The organism is Gardnerella vaginalis ATCC 14018 = JCM 11026 (genome assembly GCF_001042655.1).
Lineage (GTDB): Bacteria > Actinomycetota > Actinomycetes > Actinomycetales > Bifidobacteriaceae > Bifidobacterium > Bifidobacterium vaginale.
The window spans coordinates 1,104,946-1,122,100 of the sequence record NZ_AP012332.1 but is presented as its reverse complement, the minus strand read 5'-3'; the positions used below and the strand labels follow the sequence as shown (position 1 = coordinate 1,122,100).

Sequence of the window (17,155 nt, the reverse complement as noted above, 5' to 3'; positions counted from 1 at the left end):
TTAAGCGTGCTTATATTTGAGTTTTTGACGTAATGCTCGTATAATTTTCCACGTAAAGCACATTTAAGTTTATGAGGTGTTGCGCTATGACTGCCCAAATGATCGCTAATCTTAAGAACGGTTTGAAAGGCATATAAAAGCACATAAAACAGCTTAAGATACATATTCTTTAGCAGTATTAAACACGCATTGCATATGATGTTTGTCATTATGTTTGCACATGCGCGTTGGTTTTTTGCACGTTTTTTGCATGTTGTTGCGTGTTCTTATCGTTCTTGTAAGCAAGCGTTATCTTTTTTATCTAATTAATTTTCATTGTTGAAATTTATTCAATAATAGTAAGAATTAAGCTTTAATAACACGTAAGAACGAAGCAATAATAATGAATAATAATATAGAAGACGCAACTAATAGTCGCGATAACAATAATAAGCAGTCAACTAGCAACTTAATATTGCGTATTGATAATATAACAAGATCTTATTCTCGTGGATTCGGTCGTAAGAAAACAACTCGCCAAGTTTTACATAACGTATCTTTTGATATTCATTCTGGTGAAATATTTTGCTTGCTTGGCCCTAATGGTGCAGGTAAAACAACTACCGTAAAAATTGTTGGTACGTTGTTAGCTCCTGATAGTGGTAGTGTTCGTATTGCCAATATTGATGCTGTGAGTAATCCTCGAGAAGCGCGTAAGCACGTGTCGTTACTTCTTGGAGGTGAGCGAGGATTTTATCAAAGGTTAAGTGCATTAGATAATCTTCGTTATTTTGCTGATCTTTCTGCTGTTCCATATAGGGAGCAAGGAAAGCGTATTCACGATGCTCTTGAGCAAGTTGATTTACTTGATAAAGCTCATGATGCTGTTCAAACTTTTTCAAGGGGAATGTGGCAGCGGTTACATATTGCTCGATCGCTGGTCGCTAGAACGGATCTTATGCTTTTAGATGAGCCTACCACTGGTTTGGATCCTGAAAATGCTAGGAAAGTACGTGAAATTATTCATGCTTTACGAGATCAAGGAATAGCGATTTTGCTAACTACGCATGAGATGAGTGAGGCTGAAAAATTAGCTGATACTGTTGCTGTAATAAATCACGGTAATATTATCGCTCAGGGAAGTGTTCAGCAGTTGGCTTCTTTGCAGCATATTGATCATGTAACAATGTACGCGTATGACGGTGAACTATCAAGCGGAACTCCTAGTGTTAAGGAAGAATTGCAAAAACTTGATGGAGTGCTGTGGTGTGATGTTTTTGAATCACACGGAGTGTTAAATATTACTATCGCGTGGAGTAAAACATTATCTCAAGAACGAAATATTAAAATTCCTGTTGATGGGATTACGCGTTTAGGTGATCGCGCTGCAAGTTTGGAAGAAACGTATCTTGCTATTGTGCAAAATGACAATATTTCTGCACCAAATATTTCTACTTCTTCTGCTGCTACGCCGTCTTCTTCGCCGTCCTTGCTCCCATTAAGTAAGTAGGAGGTTTAATATGAATACTTCTACTCATTCATACGCTTCTGTGATTCGTGGCATGTGGTTTCAGCTTAAAAGTTTAGCGAAAACAACGTTTTTCTTGCAAAATGCGATACTTGCTCCAGTATGTTTTGCGTTGATGAAAATTGTTGCATACTATGGTTTTTCTCATGATTGCGCTAATTGTCTTAATAATATTTGGGTTGATTCTTCTATCGCTGGATTATGGTCTGCTACAACTACTGCTGTTGGAATTATTGGATACCAGCGTTATTTAGGAACATTACAATATTTAACTTTAAGTGTTATATCACCTTCTGCAGTGTTTCTTCCTATTGTAGGATCCGCAGCTTTACTTGGGTGCATTGGTATGCCGCTTGCGATTATTACCGTTGCTGTTTTATGCCATGGGTTCTTTATGATAACATTCACGCAGCTAGTTGGATACTTACTTTCTATGCTCGCTTGCGTAGCTTCTGCTGCATTATTATCTGGAATTTTTGTATTATGCCGTAAAGCTACAGTTTATGAAGGTTTGATTTTAATTCCTGTATGGATGCTTTGTGGAATAGTAATCCCTGTAGAATCAATGCCATTGCCTGCTCGCATTATTGCATTTATTCATCCGCTTACGTCGGCAGTGTGGGTGGCTCATGCGCAATCGTTTAATGCTACTACTGTGTTAGCAATTGTGTTATGTGTTGTATTATCCAGCGTTTTGCTTGTTATTGCAGGTTTTATGTTACGTCATGCTATTCGACTTGCAACGCTTAATGGGAGTTTAAACATAATATGATACGAAATAATAATCAGGTTGAAACTATGCGAAATAAAATTATTCAAAATAGTAAGTGCGCTAGATTGCATCAATATAATCAATATTCTCAGTATGGTCACGTGAGCGTGTTATCTAGTATACGAACTGGTGCAAGAGTGAGTATACAGAGTATACCTAGCTTAAATAGTTGGAATACTGCTGTTATTCGTATGATTATTGAGCCTCTTTTATCCACGTTCTTATACGTTTTTCTAGCTGGAGCTGTAAGTGGAGGATTCAATGGAACAGCTAGTGCTGCAATTAGCGCGGGTTTTAATCATAGTTTGATTGCTTCAACTCTTGCTGCTGTGATGGGAGCGTGTTCTATTTCCACAAGTATGACTGTGTCAGAAGCACTAGCATGGGATCGTTTTGAAGGCACAACACCATTCGTGCTTACAAGCGCAAAAGTTGCATTACCATTATGGTTAGGTCGTATTATTGCGCTCTTGACTATTTCTTTAGTGAGTGATGCTGTGACTTTGTTTATAACAATGCTTGTAGTAAGCCCAAGTGCTTTCTTGATGATTAATATGAGTGCGTTGATGCTGTTGTTCCTTATTGTTCCTGTTGCTTCTACGGGATTTGGTATTGCTATAGCTGCTATAAGCATGATGATGAATGATGTTTATACTATTTCTAACGCGCTTAGTGCAATACTTCCTATTGTTTGTGGTGTGATTGCTCCGATTAGCGTATTTCCTAAGATGATGCAATACGTGTTATATGTGATTCCAGTAACTCATGTTACTCAAGTATCGCGTAGTATAGTTGATGGTTCTGTAAATGTTGGCGTATCGCTACTTGTGATTCTTGTTGTTGGCATGTTATGGGCAATTGTTGGTGTGATCATATGGAATGTTGGTGTGGCGGTTCAACAGCGTAAAGGTACTTTAACCAATATAGGGTTTTAGCTGATAAATATGGGATTTAGTTAATTATATAAGGATTAGATTCGCTGGTGTGGAGTGGGTGTAATGCTAGTGGCATGTTGATTATTGCGTAAGATTGTTCAGCAAGCTACCAAGCTAATCTTAAACTTTTTAACGATTACCTTTTTCTATCGTTAAAAAGTGCACCCACTATCCATAGTGTGCACTCAAAAAAGTGTAGAAATACTCATGTGCGATAATAACGCAATTTTTGCTTTTTTTTTAAACAAGAGTATAGTGATATCAAATTTACTAAATAAGCTATTGGATTTGTGTAATTTGTAGTGAATTATTTAAGTTTGATAGCGATTTGTGAGTAGTTGTGTAAGTTTGCCTGTAAGTTTGCGTAAACTTGCATTATGATTTGCGATTTTGAAAGAGTTTTAGAGGAGAGTTGGTTGCTGTGAAGTCAATATTTAGCAAGAATAATATTTTTATTCGTATGAGATCTATTAGCCCAGCATTGCGATGGGCGCTGGTTGGCTTCTGTTTTTCTATGCTCGGTAACCAAGCGTATGAAGGCTCGGTTTTGCCTTCTATTATTATTGTGGGCTTGCCGGCTTGGGTGATTGGTTTTCGTAAGACTTTTATGACGGTTGCCGATTTTCTTTCGCCATGCTTTGGTTGGATAGTTGATAAGCTTGGCGGTTTTCGCGCTCTTGCTATGACTGAAGGCGTAGAAGGCGTGCTCAGTTTACTACCGCTTCTTATGCTTGGATCTCCTGCGTGGAAGTGGTCGCTTGTAGCTCTTTCTTGCGCATTGTTGATTACAGGTCAAGTGATTGACATTGCTAGCGAAGTTTTCGAGGTTGATGCTGCAGGTGGCGATGACGGTATGATTGTCAACTACAGCGGCATTGTTAGTATTTTGGCAAGTATTACAGGAACCTTGCTCGGCTCTCCGCTTGGATCTTGGATTGCAAGCTGGTCGATTCCTGCGGTTTTGATTTTCTCGTCCGTCACTTCTTTTGCGGCTTGTGCTACGCGATTTATTATGAAACAAGACATTGCGCAAGCGTCTTGCGAAATAGAGGAAAAAGCGCAAGCGTCTAATGAAGTAGAAGAAACACCGCAAGATGTAGAGGAAGCGTCGAAAGAATCGAAAGAAAATCAAGAAAATGATGTTGATTCCAAATCTGCATCTAATAAATCTGCGAATCCATTACTAAAGAGTAAAATCATGCTTCTTGCTGGATCTCTTTTGGTTGCTTTTATTCCTGCATGCTCTGTTTCCTATATTCTTCTTGGTCTAGGTAAGCAATATGGCTCTAAATCTTTAACAATACTGTATATTTTCACTGGTGTAGGAAGCGTGCTCGCATCCGTTTTGTATGCGCATTCGTCTCAAAAGCTCGGTTTAAGAAAAGTGGCGATTTTAGGTATTGCTGTGAGCTTGCTTGCTTATTGTCTTATGTTTATTAATCTTTTGCCAATGATGTGCTTTGCATTCTTACTTGAAGCGATTGGCGGAATGCTACTAGTAGAGCCGATTATTGTTGCGCGTCAGATTCTGTTTAAGGGGAGTGCTCTCGCTAAGTTTTCTGGTTGGGCGCGCCTCGCATTTGCGATTGGTGCTACTACTGGTTCTTGGATTGGATTTGCATTCTCATCGGCGTTCCAATGGCAGCTTTTGCCTATACTCGCGCTGATTTTCACAGCAGGATTGCTTGTTGTTTTGCCTCAATTACCCAATACGAGTTATGCAGATTAGATGATTTGCGCTGCAGAATATATGAAGTTTATATGTGATTAATAAGTGTTATCTTCTAAGCAAAAGGCATTGTTAAATTGCTAGAACTTAACGATTTGCATATATATGCATGCGTGTGTATAATATGTAAAAATAGAAGATCTTGCGAGTATGAATACAAATAAAAGAGTATAAAATATTCTGCACAAACTAAATTACAGGAGACTCTCATGCACAAGATTATTCAAAAGTGGAATAACATTGACCTTATTCTGCGTATTGTCATTGGTCTTTTTCTTGGCGCTGCACTTGGTCTTTTTGTGCCAGCTCACGTTTACGTGTTAGATCTTATTGGAAAGCTGTTTGTGAGCGCACTTAAATCCGTTGCGCCTATCTTGGTATTTTGCCTTGTGATTGGAGCGCTTGCAAAAGCAAAAAGTGTTGGAAACATGAAGCTTGTAATCGTGTTGTATGCGATTTCTACTTTCACTGCAAGCCTTATAGCTGTATGTGCAGCTATGATTTTCCCTGTTGACTTCACTTTTGCGCATGTTGAAGCAGCATCTTCACCATCTCCTCAAGGAATCGGTGAAGTTCTTAATTCTCTTGTGTTAAATATTGTGGTAAACCCTGTAGACGCTCTTGCTAAGGGAAACTTTATTGGTATTTTATTCTGGGCAATTGCTTTCGGTGTAGCGCTTCGTTTGGCTGAGCCTTCCACTAAAGCATTCTTTGACAACGTTTCGTCTGCTATTGGAAAAATTGTTCACTGGATTATTAACGCAGCGCCTTTTGGCATTATGGGTCTTGTTTATACAACAGTGGCAAGCAATGGTCTTCGTATTTTTAGTGAATACGGTTCCGTTATTGCATTGTTAGTGTGCACTATGGCTGTTGTTGCTTTGATTGTAAATCCTATTTTGGTTTTTGTTCTTACTGGCAAGAATCCGTATCCTCTTGTATTGCGAACATTGCGCGATTCGGGAGTTACAGCGTTCTTTATGCGTTCTTCTGCGGCAAATATTCCTGTAAATATGAATTTGTGCGAAAAACTAGGCTTTAACAAAGACAATTACTCTGTTTCTATACCACTTGGATCCACCATTAATATGAGTGGTGCTGCTATAACGATTTCGATTATGGCTTTGTGTGCTGCTCACACTCTTGGGATTTATGTTGATATTCCAACAGCCGTGATTTTGTCTGCGCTCTCTGCTGTTAGCGCTGCAGGTGCATCTGGTGTAGCTGGTGGCTCGCTTTTGCTTATACCTCTTGCGTGTTCGTCGTTTGGTATTTCAAACGATATTGCTATGCAAGTAGTTGCAATTGGTCTTATTATTGGCGTGATTCAGGATTCTTGCGAAACTGCACTTAATTCTTCCACAGATGTTCTCTTTACGGCAGTTGGTGAATATCGTATGTGGCAGCGTGCAGGTCTTAAATTTAAGATGGGCATGGATCACGAGACTGTGCAACTTAACAAGTAGCTGTTGTAGCGGTTGCATCTGTTGCATCTGTTGTAGTTGTTGTAGTTGTTGCATCGGTTATTAAGTATTCTTACAAGTACGCGTTCTTACGTTTTTATGTTTTTACATTTTTACGTTTTAGAATCGCGTACTTTTGCTATATTTTGCGAGGTGTTATTGTAAATGAATTTAACAGACGTGCAAATAAAAGAGTATAAAAAATATAATAGCAAAGATATTTTAAGACTATATGATTCCGTTGGTTGGTCTTCGTATACAGATGATTTAGTTTCTTTAGAAAATGGCTTTAATAATTCACTCAAGGTTTTAGCTGCGTATAAAAATGATGAGCTGGTTGGAATTGCTAGAGCTGTTGGTGACGGATATACGGTTGTTCTTATTCAAGATATTCTTGTTTTGCCAGAGTATCAACGTCAGGGGATAGGCTCTGCTTTGTTAAATGCGATTGTGGATTGTTACCCTAATGTTCGTCAAATTCAATTAACCACGGATTGTACTGAAAAAACTATTGCTTTTTATAAATCTGCTGGTTTTATTGAGTTATCGGAAATCGAGTGCTGCGGTTTTATAAAGGACAGAGCATGATAGCGTATTAGGCTTTAGGGAAGTGGTAGGTTGTGTTTGCAGGAATGCTGCGGTTAATCCACGCGTTTGCTGCGATTATACTTCCGCTTCCAATTGTGGTTTCTCCGCCTAAGATTGTTGCGTTTGCGTAGATTACTACGTTATTTCCAATATTCGGATGACGCTTTCCGCCTTTTACAGGATTTCCACAATCATCTAGCGCAAAACTTTTCGCACCCAGCGTTACGCCTTGGTAAAGTTTAACATGCTCGCCGATTACAGTTGTTTCGCCAATTACAATACCGGTTCCATGATCTATGCAGAAATATGCGCCAATTTTTGCTCCTGGATGAATGTCGATTCCAGTTTTTCTGTGTGCATATTCGCTCATAAGTCTAGGAATTAGCGGTACGTTAAGTTCGTATAGTGCGTGAGCTGTGCGGTGAATAAGCATCGCATAAAAACCAGGGTATGCGAGTGTGACTTCTACTTTGCTTGTGCAAGCAGGATCGCCTTCATACATGGCTTGAATATCTGTTAAAAGTAACTTTTTAATTGTAGGAAGAGTATTTATAAATTGATTGCAAGTTTCTCGAATTTTAATTGTGTTGCTTGTGTAGCATTGAAGTTCGTGGAATATAATGCGTTCTATAGTGTCTAATGCGTTTGAAGTAACGGTATTTAAACTAGCGTTAGTATTCAAACTAGCGTTGAGTTGTGTAGCCTCGTTGCTTTCATTGCGCACATGCAACTCAGGCAAAAGTAGAGCCTGAGTCGCATGTATGAGCGCAATAATATTTCGGTAATTAGGTATGAATGTAGCTTGTCTTATGTCTGAATCGTTAATTGAGTTTAGTTGATTTATAAGATCAAGGCGATCATTCATACATTTCTCCCGTTATTTTTGATATTTTCTTTATTTTATAGTTTTGATCATTATCTAATAATGTTATTTATTATCCATTTATTATCCATATATTATTTAATCAAAACTTGCGTATTTACAGTAGTGCTCCTAAATGTAGTTAGTCTTCAAATAATGCTGTAGACAAGTATCGATCTCCTGAATCGGGAAGTATTGCAACAATGGTTTTACCGCTGTTTTCTTCTCTTTTTGCTTCTTGGATTGCTGCCCAGATTGCAGCTCCAGAAGAAATACCCACGAGAACGCCTTCTTTTTTGCTTATAAGCTTGCCGCTTTCGATTGCGTCTTCATTTGTTACGTGAATAATGCGATTGTAAATGTTTTGGTTGAGCACATCTGGCACGAATCCTGCGCCGATTCCTTGAATCTTGTGCGCTCCTGGCTTGCCGCCTGCGAGCACAGGGGAGTCGGCTGGTTCTACTGCGATTACTTCCAGATGTGGATTTTGCTCTTTTAAGTATGTGCCAGTACCAGTGATTGTGCCGCCTGTTCCAACGCCAGCAATGAGCATATCCACGTTTCCGTCAGTGTCTTGCCAAATTTCTGGACCTGTTGTGTTGTAGTGCGCGTGTACATTTGCTTGATTGGTAAACTGTCCTGGAGTCCACGCGTTTGGCGTGTTTTCAACGATTTCCTTCGCTTTGGCAATTGCGCCTTTCATTCCTTCTGCAGCTGGGGTGAGCACGAGTTCGGCGCCGTATGCTTTCATAAGTTTTCTGCGTTCAATAGACATGCTTTCTGGCATAACAATAATGCTTTTGTATCCTTTTGTTTGAGCAATCATTGAAAGACCAATGCCAGTATTTCCAGAGGTTGGCTCAACAATTACTGAGCCTGGTTTAAGCGTGCCTTCGGCTTCTGCTTCTTCAATCATCTGCTTTGCAATTCGGTCTTTTACAGAGCCTGCTGGGTTGAAGTATTCGAGTTTTACAAGGATTTTTGCTGCTAGATTATACTCTTTTTCAATGTGCGTAAGCTCCATAAGTGGAGTGTGGCCTACGAGTTCTTGCACGGACTTGTAAATATTAGACATAATATTTCCCCTTACTTGTTTGTTGTTTTACTTGTTTGTTTTTGTTTTGTTTGATTTGTTTTTAATTTTTAAAAAATGATTTTATTAATAAAGCGACTATTGCTTTATTAGTTGTTTCTAAAGATGCCATTTATCTGTTTAATATCTAATCCGTATTAAATTGTTATCTTTTCAACGTCTTATATTCGATTTTTGGCATAAAAAAAGAAACAGCGCGCTGTTTCTTGAATCGTAATTTGCTGTGTTTTAACGTAAATGCTTTTTAACACAGGCTAGATGATGCATACTTAGTGCTTGCAAACATCATTTCGATTAAGAAATGCGCAACAGCATACGTTACAACAACAATTTGTCATCATATTTGTATGATACATGCGCACTCCTTTACTAGTAGAAATGGTGATAAGTGAAGACTATAGCGAATGGATCTGTGTTTGTCAAACTTGATTTGTGTTTGTCAAACTTTGATATGTACTCCTTCTCATGCGTGAGTGTCTCTGTTTGGCGATAGTAGCCAATCGCCCGAGAATTTGTTGTGTTTGGCTGATTTGTGATTTTTGTGCGATAATGTGCGTGCTTGTATATAGGATTGAATGGCTTGTAGAATTAGTTTATTGTATGAAGGAGTTGATTATATGACAGAATACGATTTACCGATTTTAGAGTATGATTCCGATAAAAGTGCAGTTTTAATGCCAAATCACGATAATATTTCTGTTCAGCTTCCATCTAAAGCGGTTTTTGCTTTCTTAGGCGATGAAATTGATCAGTATGCTTTAAGTAGGAAAGCTACGATTGTAGCAAATTTTGAATCTGCAACTAAAGTATATCCAATATATGTTTTGGAAGAAAAAGTAGGAGATACAGTAAGGGAAAATACAAACAGTGAAGTAGAAGAAGAAACGCAAAAAATCTGCTTAGTGCAGGCTCCAGTTGGCGCTCCTGCCGCTGTTCAGATCTTAGACTGGCTGATTTCTTACGGTGTTAGCGAAGTTGTTAGTGCTGGTTCTTGCGGATCGCTAGTTGATTATGCGGAAAATGTTTTCCTGGTTCCGTATAAAGCTTTAAGGGATGAGGGGACTTCTTATCATTATTTGCCTCCAAGTCGTTATGTTGACGTTTCAGAGCGCTCGAGACGTGCTATTTTACAAACTTTGCAAGCGCACAATTTGCCTTATCATGAAGTTAAAACGTGGACTACGGATGGGTTTTTCCGTGAAACTAAGACGAAAGTTGCTAGTCGTAAGCAGGAAGGATGTGCGGTTGTGGAGATGGAGTGTTCTGCTTTAGCGGCTTGTGCGCAAATGCGTGGGATCGTTTGGGGTGAGATTCTTTACACTGCAGATACTTTGCACGATGTTGAAAATTACGATGAGCGCAATTGGGGTGGAGACTCTAAAGCGTATGCTCTTGAGCTTTGTATTGAAGCAACGTTGCGCATTTGACACGTTTACACTGATAATACATATGGAATCAGTGTTTTAATTTGATTTTTTTTTTTTAACTCTATGCTTATTATTTCTGTCAAGAATTACGTATAAATGCGTTTAAGTATTACGTTAAGGGTTAATAATCATGATAAGTATGATAGTGTAGCTTTCAATGCTTTGTAGCGAGTGAATAAGCAAATAGCTTATGAAGATGCTAGCTGCGAAAATGCTATTAGAGAAGAGATAGTAGAAATAGTATAGATATAAAGGAAGTGAGAGGTAGTGAGAATGAGTAAAACTGACAATACAGCAAATCAGAATTCACGCGCAAATCAAAATACTGCGTCAAATCAGCAATCGCCTGAGAATCAGCAATCATCCAAACTACATCCCGACGTAAAAAATTACGTAAAACTATTTTTCAAGGAAAACAAGCTTGTAGCTTTTCTTTCGATGATAGTTTTTATTGCCCTGTCTATGATTTACACTGCTATTTCTTGGATTTTGCAAATTATTTTCGACTATATGGCAGGTAAAGGAACCTTCTCTTTAACTACTATTTTGCTGCTTGTAGTTTCCTTTATGCTGGTAATCTCCCTGATTTTTGCGCTGAAGCGCAGCGCGTACCCTCGCTTTCTTGAAAAAGCAATGAATCAGCATAAAGAGTCTGTTATTAAGAAGCTTTTAAAAAAGAGTTATAGTGATTTTTCGCTTGCGAATTCTGGCACGTATCTTTCTGTACTTACTAATGATTGCGAGCGTATTCAAGAAAAGTATTTGAAGAAGATTTTTGACTTTGTTCAAGACGTTCTTATGCTTGTAAGCTCTCTGGCTCTTATGATTTATTACAGTCCGCTGCTCACTGTTATTGCTCTTATTGTTTCTGTGCTTCCTATGGCGTGCTCGATTCTTACAGCTAATGGAATTGCCACTCGAGAGGAGCAGGTTTCTAAGTCGAATGAGTCTTATACGGCACTGACGAAGGATGTTTTGAACGGAGTTTCGGTTATTAAGAGTTTTAAGGCGGAGCAGGAGGTTATTAACCGTTATCAGAATCAGTCGATGGAGCTTGAGCATACTAAGAATCTTCGCGAAAAAACGATGACTACTGTTTCTGCTCTTGGAACGATTTCAAGCCTTGCAACTCAGCTTGGCGTGATGCTTGTTGGCGCTTGGATGGTTAATGCTCATGTTGGTGTTATTACTGCTGGAATGGTGTTAGCTTTCACTAATTTGATGAATGGAGTGCTTCAGCCTATTGCAAGTCTTCCGCAAATGCTTGGCGAGATGAAGGGTGCTAAGAAGCTTATTAGCAAGATGGCTGATTATATGAGTAACGTTAAGGAAGATTCTGGCGATATTATTGACGATTCTATTAAAAGCATTGTTTTGCGAGATGTTTCGTATTCTTACGATGCTGATCGTAAAGTCTTGAAAAACGTAAATCTAACTTTGCAAGCTGGAAAATCTTACGCGATAGTAGGGCCTTCTGGTGCTGGTAAGAGTAGCTTGATTAATTTGCTTATGGGATATTACAAGGATTATGAAGGTAGCGTGCAGCTGAATAATCACGAACTTAGCAATGTGAGCAAGAGTTCGCTTTATGATAAGACGACTCTTATGCAGCAGTCTGTGTTTATGTTTGATGCTTCGATTTTAGATAATATTACGCTGTTTAAGCCATTCCAGGACGCGGAGGTGGATCGCGTGATTCACCTGGCTGGTTTGGATGATTTGATTTCTGCTAAAGGTAAGGATTATCAGTGCGGTGAGAATGGTAGTCATCTTTCTGGTGGTGAAAAGCAGCGTATTGCTATTGCGCGAAGCTTGCTTAAAAAGTCCGAGATTCTGCTGGTTGATGAGGCAACGAGTGCGTTAGATAACGAGACGAGCGCGAACGTAACGCAGTCTATTTTGGATTTGCAAGGAATTCTTCGACTCGTGGTAACTCATCGCTTGGATGCTAATTCACTTAAGCAATATGATGAGATTCTTGTGATGAAAAGCGGCGAGCTTATTGAGCGCGGAAGCTTTGAGGAGCTTATGAATCAGAAGGCTTACTTCTACTCGCTTTACACTGTGTCTATGTGAGTATATGGCGCTGGCTTGGGGCTGGCTTGCGCTGGCTTGCGCTGGTTTGTTGTAATGTGCTGTGCAATTTCAATCTCGGTAAAAATATTAACGCAGCATGCTTTCTGCGATAGTAGCCAATCGCCCGCGAATTTGCAGCGATTGGCTACTTTGGTATTGGATACTTTGCGATTAGCGCTCTGATTATTCCGTTTCTGCTATCTGCGATTATTTCGTTCACGATACGAGTTCACAAATTCTTCAACAGATAGGAACGTATTTTCATAACCCAGTTTCTCACACAGCTTCACAACATCTGGCTTATCAAGATGTGCGCTAGAAAGTATGTTGTCTCGCATAAATGCGTCGCGCGCAGTGCCGTCAAAAAGAACCTTGCCATTTGAAAGCACAACAACGCGATTAAATACTCGAGCCACAAAATCCATATCGTGAAGAACAGCTATAACAATTTTCCCCTGAGAAACAAGGTGCTTAATAATTGATTCAATACAACGTTTTCCGCAATCGTCCTGAGCAATCGTAGGCTCATCTAAAATAACAACTTGAGTATCCATTGCTAAAATTGACGCAATAGAAACCATTTTTCTTTCACAAAGACTTAAATCGTAAGGATTTAAGTCGCTTTTATCTAAAAGTCCTACGAGTTTTAGACTTTCTTTTGCTTGGATCAATGCTTGACTCTTATCAATTCCAATTTTTAAAAGTCCAAACATTACTTCGCGTATAACAGTTGATTCAAAAATCTGGTCATCTGGATTCTGGAATACAAAGCCAATATCTTTAGCAAGAGATGGAACGCTACATTTTGCAATATCTTTACCATTTAATAAAACGCTTCCAGATTTCGGCGTAAGAAGTCCTCTAAGGATTTTAAGTAAAGTTGTTTTTCCAGTGCCATTTTGACCAACAATAGCGCATGTTCCAGGAGCAAAAGACAAATTTAGATTGTTGAATATTTGTGTTGTTGGAGTATGAGAAAAAGACACGTTTCGTATTTCAATAGTAGGAGTCATTATAAGCGATTCCCTTCGTGCGAGCTTAAAATTTGTGACGTTTGCTCAAGAGTTATTGGATACAAGCCATTATTGTTTTTTAACGAAAGTTTTTTGCAAATTTGAGTATAAACAGGAGGATTTACGCCATATTCTTCCAAGTCTTCGCGAGAAAAGATTTTTTGCGGAGTATCAAAATCAATGAGTTTTCCTTCGCTTAAAAGCATTACGCGGTCGCTATATTGCGCGATTTTTTCCATTTTGTGCTCAATCATAATAATAGTTTGACCCTGATTTTTTAAGGATTCTACCGACTTAAAAACCTCTTCAGAACCTTTAGGATCAAGTTGCGAAGTTGGCTCGTCTAAAATTATTACTTCTGGTTGCATAACTAAAATAGCGGCAATAGACATTCGCTGCATTTGACCGCCAGATAAATCGTATGGAGAACAATCTTTAAGATGGGCAATGTTGAGCATGTCCATGATTTTCTCTACGCGACTTTGCATTTCGTTTTGCTCAATTCCAAGATTTTCAAGCCCAAACGCAATTTCTTCGTACACAGTAAGTTTAGATCCAGTAATTTGATTAAAAGGATTTTGAAAAACTAAACCAACTTTTTTGCAAAGACTGTCTATTGGCGTAGTTTTTGCATTAAGACCGTCTACCTCAACTTTGCCGCCGTATGCTCCGTGGTAAAGATTAGGAACAAGACCTAAAATGGCTTGAGATAATGTTGATTTTCCAGCTCCATTAGCACCTATTATTCCAATAAATTCGCCTTTATGAATATCGCAAGAAATGTCATTAAGTGCAAGAGTATTACTATAAGGATAGCGATATTTTAAGTGCTCTATATGAATAGCTGCCATGCTATATATCCTAAATTATGAAGCAACGCATAAATAATAGACGCTATTATTACAATTAAACAAGCGCATAAAAATAGCGTATTGTATTTGCTTGGCTTAAATGGTTTTATGAATGTTTTTTGATTATTGCACGAAAATCCGCGAACTTCTAAAGCTATAGTTCTTTCTTTAGAACTCATAAATGAAGACATTATAATCGGGGATATTAAAGGCAAGAAAGCTTTGAAACGCGTTATAAGAGAACCTTTTGTTTTCAATCCTCTGCTTCTTTGAGCGTCAACAATAGTCGAAGTTTGCTGTGTTATTTGAGGAATGATTTGGAATAGAGATACAAAAACATAACCAATTTTAGGTGGTAATCCAGCTTGTATCATCTCTTGCATCATATTGGAAGGTTTAGTTGTAAGCGTTAAAACACAAAATGCAAACGAAATATTTAATATATTTAGCACAATCTTCATAGCTACTTCAAAACCTTCTTTGCGAGCAATCAAAGGTCCTAGTTTGAATAAAATCGTGTAATTTCCTGATCTAAAGAAAGTCTGAACTATAAAAATAGTTACAATAATAAAACCAGTAACTTGTATTACGATTTTTATTTTTGCTAGAACCTTTGATGTTGCAAGTAAGATTAGGCTCAAAATAATAAAGATAGCGAAAGAACTATAGCCTCCAAGTAAGCTTGGTGTGCTTGTAGCGCATATTACGTATGCAAGTTTGGTTTTTGCAGATAGTCCGTTTAGAAACGAATGCTTATCTTCAAATAGGCTGATGCTTTTCATGCTATCTCGTCTTATTGTGCTTATATTAAAACTTGTAGAACTTAGCGTTTATGCGATTTATTTTCTGGTGATAAACGTTTATTTATCAAGATCTTCGTCATCTGATTGATATATGGCTATTAAACTCTTAGGAAGAACTTTATAAATTCCAGCTGCAAGGAACAAAACAACAATCTTGTCTGGTATATCTACAACAAGCTCATCTACGAATGATGCAAAGAAGCCTTTGGATCCCATTGCTGCAAAAACAGCGTCGCCCCAAACGTTTCCAGTGGTTCCGCCCCAATAAATCATGTTTAGAGGTGTAGAAATGATTATTGCTATTGCTGCAACAATAAGGCTTGTTATAAAAATGTGTAGGCCTTTGTCCATATATTTTAATCGTGCAGCGATTCCAACGCTTACTCCAATTGCTGCAGCTGTAATGCTATAGACTGTAGAAATTGGATCAATTGTTAAGCCGTAAACAATATTGGTTAAAAATCCAGCAATTCCGCCTACAACAGGCCCAGCTAAGCATGCTGAAATGCAAGTGCCTAGTGTGCCAAGCCAAAGAGGTAGTTTTAGCATGCTTGCAAATAGTTTCGCAACGTAATTTATGCCGATTGCAGCTGGTATTAGTACGAGTGAAGCAGTAGTTAATTTAACGCTCCAAATATTTTTTAGTTTCTTTACCATTTTGGAACTTCCTATCAGTTAAGGAATAAATTCAAGTTCATTATACGCTTTGAGAAATGTTATTAAAGTAGTTGAAAATTAATGTGTTATAAATTGTAATCTTGTTTATTTTTTGTTATTTTAACTGATTCTTTATTATTTATTTTGTATTAAATTTTTGCGGAAAATAATCACAGCTATACCACTTCTCTAGCAAAATCAAAGTGGTTATTATTCAACTATTTCAAATTCAAATATTCATAAATTCTACTATTCCAAATAATGGTTATTTATGATAAAAAAATATAAGAGCCTTTTATGCCTTTTGCAAAAATGTTGTTATAAAAATATTGTTACAAAAACATTGGCGATTATAAGAGGGAGATGACGATGAATGTAAAGCATAGTGGCGTGTTTACAAATCCCGAAGTTTTAGAAAGACTTAATAAATTAGAAAAATCTCCCCAAATGCAAGGGAAATTAAATGAGTTAAAAGACGGCATAAAAAACAACGCTTTTGACCCAATGCGTTTGATTCCATTAATACCAGTAGTCCTGATTATTGGTGCTGTTGGCAATTATCTGCCTTCACTTGATTACTCTACTTATAAATATCCTTTACTCATAGTAATTGCTTTTGTTGTTTGCTTTGCTGGCAAGTTTTTTGTAAAGAATAAGGTTGATGTAAGCGCGCTATACGCGGATAATGTTTTAACGCCGATTTTGAATGCGATTCTGCCTGGAACGGTATTAGAAAATTCCGAAGGAATTGACAATAGCATTTTTAATAATCTTCTGCCAATATCTAGTAGGTATTATTCAAACAAACACATAATTTTTGGCGATGAATCTAAAACTGAATTTTCAAATATGCAAGCAATGCACTTTTCTAGAACTGAAAGTGGAAAAACTGTCAAAAAAACTGATTTTATTGGTCAAGTCTTATTAATAAACGCAAAAACCAATATAAATGGTCATATTAGAATTGTTCCCGTTACTGGAAAGACCTTTATGGGGCAAAAACTAAATGGATACTATGGCAAAAAAACAAAAGAAGAGAGCGAAGTCCAAACAGAATCCATTGAATTTAACAATTCGTATTCAATCTTTTCTACAGACGATTTTTATACAAAGCTTGTATTAGATCCAAGTTTTATAGAAGCATTGAATAATTTGCAAAAAAGAATGAGAGTTTGCATATATATAGATAGTGAGCATATTATTGCAGCTTTTGACTCTGGTCGGTATCTATTCGGAGCTCCTGGAAAATCTGGAATAGAAAATATATCTTTAATAAGAGAATATGAAAAATTTAGAGATGTTTTGGCTGAGTATTACGGAATAGTCAGCGTAATTAAAGAAAAATTGCAAAATTAGAAGCTAGAAAATTGCGATACTGG

15 protein-coding genes are annotated in these 17,155 nt (G+C 37.8%); 9 read left to right on the top strand and 6 right to left on the bottom strand.

The window, feature by feature from the left end:
- Positions 1-382: 382 nt before the first annotated feature.
- The 6 genes from GAVG_RS04345 (at position 383) to GAVG_RS04320 (ending at position 6,994) form a co-directional block, all read left to right on the top strand.
- Positions 383-1,489: an ABC transporter ATP-binding protein gene (locus GAVG_RS04345; RefSeq protein ID WP_004114774.1), complete on the top strand. Its 1,107-nt coding sequence runs from the start codon at positions 383-385 to the stop codon at positions 1,487-1,489.
- 10 nt (positions 1,490-1,499) lie between these two features.
- On the top strand, positions 1,500-2,279 hold the full coding sequence (locus GAVG_RS04340) for a hypothetical protein (protein ID WP_004114776.1): 780 nt from the start codon (positions 1,500-1,502) through the stop codon (positions 2,277-2,279).
- Positions 2,276-3,214 (top strand): ABC transporter permease, encoded by a 939-nt coding sequence (locus tag GAVG_RS04335; protein WP_004114777.1) that lies wholly within the window; start codon positions 2,276-2,278, stop codon positions 3,212-3,214. Before GAVG_RS04340 ends, GAVG_RS04335 begins: the two co-directional genes overlap by 4 nt.
- Before the next feature lie 421 nt (positions 3,215-3,635).
- Positions 3,636-4,943 carry an MFS transporter gene (locus GAVG_RS04330; protein WP_048653144.1) on the top strand — a complete coding sequence of 436 codons (1,308 nt, stop codon included), beginning with the start codon at positions 3,636-3,638 and terminating at the stop codon, positions 4,941-4,943.
- A 209-nt stretch (positions 4,944-5,152) separates the two neighbouring features.
- A complete protein-coding gene (gene sstT, locus GAVG_RS04325; protein WP_009993517.1) occupies positions 5,153-6,409 on the top strand; it encodes a serine/threonine transporter SstT in 1,257 nt (418 codons plus the stop codon).
- 162 nt (positions 6,410-6,571) lie between these two features.
- Positions 6,572-6,994, top strand: coding sequence for a GNAT family N-acetyltransferase (locus GAVG_RS04320; RefSeq protein ID WP_009993516.1), 423 nt, complete (start codon positions 6,572-6,574; stop codon positions 6,992-6,994).
- A 7-nt stretch (positions 6,995-7,001) separates the two neighbouring features.
- Here the strand turns inward: GAVG_RS04320 and epsC are convergent, their stop codons facing one another.
- Both epsC and cysK read right to left on the bottom strand, forming a co-directional pair.
- Positions 7,002-7,859 (bottom strand): serine O-acetyltransferase EpsC, encoded by an 858-nt coding sequence (gene epsC / locus GAVG_RS04315; protein WP_009993515.1) that lies wholly within the window; start codon positions 7,857-7,859, stop codon positions 7,002-7,004.
- Positions 7,860-7,998: 139 nt separating this feature from the next.
- Entirely contained in the window at positions 7,999-8,931 is a 933-nt protein-coding gene (gene cysK / locus GAVG_RS04310; protein WP_004117534.1) for a cysteine synthase A, read from the bottom strand.
- Positions 8,932-9,566: 635 nt separating this feature from the next.
- Here cysK and GAVG_RS04305 point away from each other — a divergent pair.
- Both GAVG_RS04305 and GAVG_RS04300 read left to right on the top strand, forming a co-directional pair.
- A complete protein-coding gene (locus tag GAVG_RS04305; protein WP_048653130.1) occupies positions 9,567-10,376 on the top strand; it encodes a nucleoside phosphorylase in 810 nt (269 codons plus the stop codon).
- 273 nt (positions 10,377-10,649) lie between these two features.
- Positions 10,650-12,452 (top strand): ABC transporter ATP-binding protein, encoded by a 1,803-nt coding sequence (locus GAVG_RS04300; protein WP_009994039.1) that lies wholly within the window; start codon positions 10,650-10,652, stop codon positions 12,450-12,452.
- Positions 12,453-12,649: 197 nt separating this feature from the next.
- Here the strand turns inward: GAVG_RS04300 and GAVG_RS04295 are convergent, their stop codons facing one another.
- The 4 genes from GAVG_RS04295 to GAVG_RS04280 all read right to left on the bottom strand — a co-directional run bounded on the left by GAVG_RS04295 (position 12,650) and on the right by GAVG_RS04280 (position 15,776).
- Complete coding sequence (locus GAVG_RS04295; protein ID WP_004114797.1) at positions 12,650-13,465, bottom strand: energy-coupling factor ABC transporter ATP-binding protein; 816 nt, start codon at positions 13,463-13,465, stop codon at positions 12,650-12,652.
- Entirely contained in the window at positions 13,465-14,316 is an 852-nt protein-coding gene (locus GAVG_RS04290; RefSeq protein WP_009994037.1) for an energy-coupling factor ABC transporter ATP-binding protein, read from the bottom strand. Before GAVG_RS04290 ends, GAVG_RS04295 begins: the two co-directional genes overlap by 1 nt.
- On the bottom strand, positions 14,298-15,098 hold the full coding sequence (locus GAVG_RS04285; RefSeq protein WP_009994035.1) for an energy-coupling factor transporter transmembrane component T family protein: 801 nt from the start codon (positions 15,096-15,098) through the stop codon (positions 14,298-14,300). The genes GAVG_RS04290 and GAVG_RS04285 overlap by 19 nt, the downstream gene beginning before the upstream one ends.
- Positions 15,099-15,176: 78 nt before the next feature.
- Positions 15,177-15,776 carry a sensor histidine kinase gene (locus GAVG_RS04280; RefSeq protein WP_004114802.1) on the bottom strand — a complete coding sequence of 200 codons (600 nt, stop codon included), beginning with the start codon at positions 15,774-15,776 and terminating at the stop codon, positions 15,177-15,179.
- A 369-nt stretch (positions 15,777-16,145) separates the two neighbouring features.
- On the opposite strand from GAVG_RS04280, the gene GAVG_RS04275 reads away from it, so the two are divergent.
- On the top strand, positions 16,146-17,132 hold the full coding sequence (locus GAVG_RS04275; protein ID WP_009994033.1) for a DUF3137 domain-containing protein: 987 nt from the start codon (positions 16,146-16,148) through the stop codon (positions 17,130-17,132).
- The last annotated feature ends 23 nt before the right edge of the window (positions 17,133-17,155 follow it).